General features: G+C 45.9%; 4 protein-coding genes and 1 pseudogene. All 5 read right to left on the reverse strand.

Annotated elements, in window-relative coordinates; genetic code table 11:
* Positions 1-88: 88 nt before the first annotated feature.
* A complete protein-coding gene (locus tag ACLOR3_RS02385; protein WP_411400135.1) occupies positions 89-781 on the reverse strand; it encodes a rhomboid family intramembrane serine protease in 693 nt (230 codons plus the stop codon).
* Positions 765-1,304 carry a 5-formyltetrahydrofolate cyclo-ligase gene (locus ACLOR3_RS02390; protein ID WP_411400136.1) on the reverse strand — a complete coding sequence of 180 codons (540 nt, stop codon included), beginning with the start codon at positions 1,302-1,304 and terminating at the stop codon, positions 765-767. The genes ACLOR3_RS02385 and ACLOR3_RS02390 overlap by 17 nt, the downstream gene beginning before the upstream one ends.
* Before the next feature lie 12 nt (positions 1,305-1,316).
* Positions 1,317-2,450, reverse strand: coding sequence for an N-acetyldiaminopimelate deacetylase (locus ACLOR3_RS02395; RefSeq protein ID WP_411400137.1), 1,134 nt, complete (start codon positions 2,448-2,450; stop codon positions 1,317-1,319).
* 63 nt (positions 2,451-2,513) lie between these two features.
* Positions 2,514-3,212 (reverse strand): 2,3,4,5-tetrahydropyridine-2,6-dicarboxylate N-acetyltransferase, encoded by a 699-nt coding sequence (dapD, locus tag ACLOR3_RS02400; protein WP_411400138.1) that lies wholly within the window; start codon positions 3,210-3,212, stop codon positions 2,514-2,516.
* A 164-nt stretch (positions 3,213-3,376) separates the two neighbouring features.
* Positions 3,377-3,724: pseudogene (locus ACLOR3_RS02405) on the reverse strand (hypothetical protein); the annotation flags it as partial.

The raw sequence follows: 3,724 nt of genomic DNA on the forward strand, positions 1-3,724 counted from the left end.
CAACTTTTTGAGTGTAGCTGCTTATTTTTGGATTTTATATACAAAAAAACTGAGACTTCACTCAGTTTTCAGATAATTTACAAATTCGTTACAAATCATAAAAAGGATGAGCAAGTAAAGGCCAAGCATAAAGAAGGATGGCCCCAGCTGTATAAAGAAACAGAGCTACCAAGCGCCAGCTTTTTTTCAGGCTATCTCGCTCACCATAAACGGGAAAGACAAAGGCTAGAAGCCCTCCTCCCACCAGGCCTCCTAAGTGACCGGCTAGACTGATCCCCGGCATAAAGCTAAAGAGGATATTGATTAGAATCAAGGAAGTATAACGTTGGCTCAGATAGTGAATATAGGGACTTCGAGCGATAAAGCGTAAACTGACAATGGCAGCAAAGAGTCCAGCTAGGGCTGTAGAAGCACCTGCTGCGACGACTTCTGGAGAAAAGACCAAGACAAAAAGGTTGCCCATCAAGCCAGATAAGAGGTAAAGGGCTAAGAAGGCCTTCGAGCCAAATAGATCTTCTGCGATTCTTCCGATAAAATAAAGGGTAACCATGTTTAAAACAAAGTGCCGCAAGCCAACATGAACAAACATGGCAGCAAGCAAACGCCAGCTCTGGCTCGGGTCCATTTGGATTTCCGCCCCTAGGACACCCCCAAAGTCGTAAACAGTTTGGACCGATTCATAGTCAAAGCCACGAAGCAATAACATGGCTAGAAAAACGCCGGTTGTTAATAGGAGCAAGCTACTGGTCACCGGGTATTTCTTATCAAATAGTTGATTCATCCACAAGAACCTCCTGTACTGGAATATCATGAGGGGCAGGTGCAAAGTCTACTTCCTGGCAAGCATAGATAGTGCTGACGGTCGCTCCGTCGAAATCTGCCAAATAGCGATCGTAATAGCCTCCTCCATAACCCAGACGGTAGCCATCCTTTTGAAAGGCCACTCCAGGAACATGAATCAGGTCAATCTCCGACTGATCTACCGCTTGACTCCCATCATCTGGTTCTAAGAGGCCAAAGGCTGTTGGTTTCAATTTCTGCGGATTATAGACTGCAAATTCCATGCGCCCTTTGGGATAGGTCTTTGGGATGACAAGCTGTTTACCATCTTCTAGAGCTGCATCAATCAGAAAACTCGTATCCACCTCATGTGGGAAGGACAAATAGGTCGCAATCACGCTTGCTTCTTGGTAAGCTGGCAAAGAGCGCAACCGCTGGATCAAGGCTTGATCAGCCTTTCGCTTGTTCTCCGGCTCCAAGCCTTTCATCTTCTTCAATATACTTTTTCGAATACTTGCTTTCATTTCCGTCTCTCTTTATTGGTTGGCTTTCATTTTCAAGAAAGGACTAATGGCTTTGACACCAAAGTGCAGGGCTTCTTCCTTGGGACTCATCTGAGGGTGATGAAGAGCATAAGGACTGTCCACTCCCAACCAGAACATGACTCCATCCACTTTTGACAAGAGATAACCAAAATCCTCTCCAGTCATGGCGGGTAGGATATCAATCAAGGCGACATCTTCTGTTTGATCAAAGAAGGTCATCAGTTCATCTGCCAAGTCCGGATTGTTTTCCACTGGCAAATAGCCCCTTTGCTTAAGTTCAAGATTTAGCTCCATATCAAAAGCATCTGCAACCCCTCTGGCAATCGTCTCAAGTCGCTTCTGGGTCAAGAGGTTCATTTCCATGGTCAGGGTCCGGATGGTCCCATGCAGAAAGGCTGTCTCCGCAATGACATTATTGGTCGTCCCCGCATGCATGGAACCGAAGGTCACAACCGCTCCCTCGATAGGATCGACATTGCGGCTGACAATGGTTTGAACCTGGGTGACAAAATAGCTAGCAGCGACCAGGGCATCCTTGGCTTCATGGGGAAAGGCGGCGTGTCCACCTTTTCCTTTAAAGGTCAGCTTCACTTCACAGGTCCCTGCAAAGAGCGTCCCCCGATTGGTCGCGATTTCGCCTACCTTTAAGTCCGGACGGACATGGAGGCCGTAGAATTGATCAGGCAACCAATCTCCAAAGGCCCCATCCTCATACATGAGCATGCCTCCAGCTTCATTTTCCTCGGCTGGTTGAAAGAGGAACAAGAGATTGTTCTTAGGCTGTTCTTGAACCAATTGTTCCAACAAGCCCAAGGCTAAGGTCATATGAATATCATGGCCACAGGCATGCATCCGACCTTCGTGGCGGGAGACAAAGTCAAGGCCAGTTTGCTCGATAATGGGCAGTCCATCGATATCCGTCCTCCAGCCAATGGTCTTTTCTGGATTGGATCCTTTCAGAAAAACCAGGATCCCCGTCCGCCAGGTCCGCTGCTCGACGAACTCTTTTCCTTCGGTAATTTCAGCGATACGCTCCAAGAGATAGGCTTGTGTTTTGAATTCTTCTAGTCCAATTTCTGGGATTTGATGCAGATCTCGCCGAATTTTTACTAAATCAAGTGTCATATCCATCTTCCTCTTTTGAGAAGAAGCCGAGGTATCCCCCAGCTTCCTTTTCTTATTCCTCTATTATAGGTTACGCAAGGCATCCTCAAGTGCTGTTTTTTGTTGCGTCCGTTCGTCAATCGTCTTGATCACGCGCGCAGGTACACCTGCTACCACTACATTTTCAGGCACATCTTGGGTAACGATCGCACCCGCCGCTACGACGGAGCCATTACCAACTTGAACCCCTTCGATGACGACGGCGTTGGCTCCCACCAAGACGTTATCCCCGATACGAACTGGTTCTGCAGAGGCTGGCTCAATGACACCAGCTAGAACCGCTCCTGCTCCGATATGGCTGTTTTTACCAACCGTTGCACGGCCACCAAGAATAGCTCCCATATCGATCATGGTCCCCGCACCGATTTCAGCACCGATATTGATGACGGCTCCCATCATGATTACCGCATTGTCTTCAATGGTCACCTGATCTCGAATAATCGCACCTGGTTCAATCCGGGCATTCAAATAACGCTTGTCCAGCAAAGGTACCGCTGAATTGCGACCATCTTGCTCTACGATATAGTCTTTGGTTTCTGTTAGGTTAGCAAGAAGAGGCTCAATCTCTTTCCAGTCTCCAAATAGGACATTTCCTAGCTTTACAACGGATGCTGGAAGCTCTCCTGCCAATTCCCCTTCAAAGGTCACTTTTACGTTGGTTTTCTTTTCTGCATTGCCGATAAAGGCGATAATTTCTTGTGCAGTCATTTTTTGTGCAGTCATGGCGATACCTCTTGTTCTATGTAGTCAGTCCTCTAGGAAGATAGGCTCCTTTTGAACTCTTTGATTTTACTATTATAGCATAATTTAAAGAGTCCTTTAAATCACTGGCAGACGAAGTAATCTTAAGATCCTAATGTATCTTTGTACTATCTCCCAAAATCATGCTAAGGTTTCTTTTTAACAGCTATTCCTTTTAGATACCACTGCTCAGAGTTTTCCTCGAAATTTAGGGAAACTAGTTCATTATCTACTGTTGAATAGGAGAGGGTGCAGGAGTATACTTTCTGAGAAGATGAGATTGAAAAATGCGTGACTTCAGGAGTTCCCATTTGAGAAATAACGTCATGAATTTCCTGTCCATCTTGAGAAAAGAGAGCTCTAAATTCTTCTGTTGTTTTGGTTGGTTCTTCCAAAGATGTAGCGTAATATCCCATATAGATATTAGTGACCCTATACTTATCGTCATGCCCCAATAGATTAAAACTGACATTTCCACGATTATCCGGTAGTTC

It is taken from the genome of Streptococcus intestinihominis (genome assembly GCF_046824975.1).
Classification (GTDB): domain Bacteria; phylum Bacillota; class Bacilli; order Lactobacillales; family Streptococcaceae; genus Streptococcus.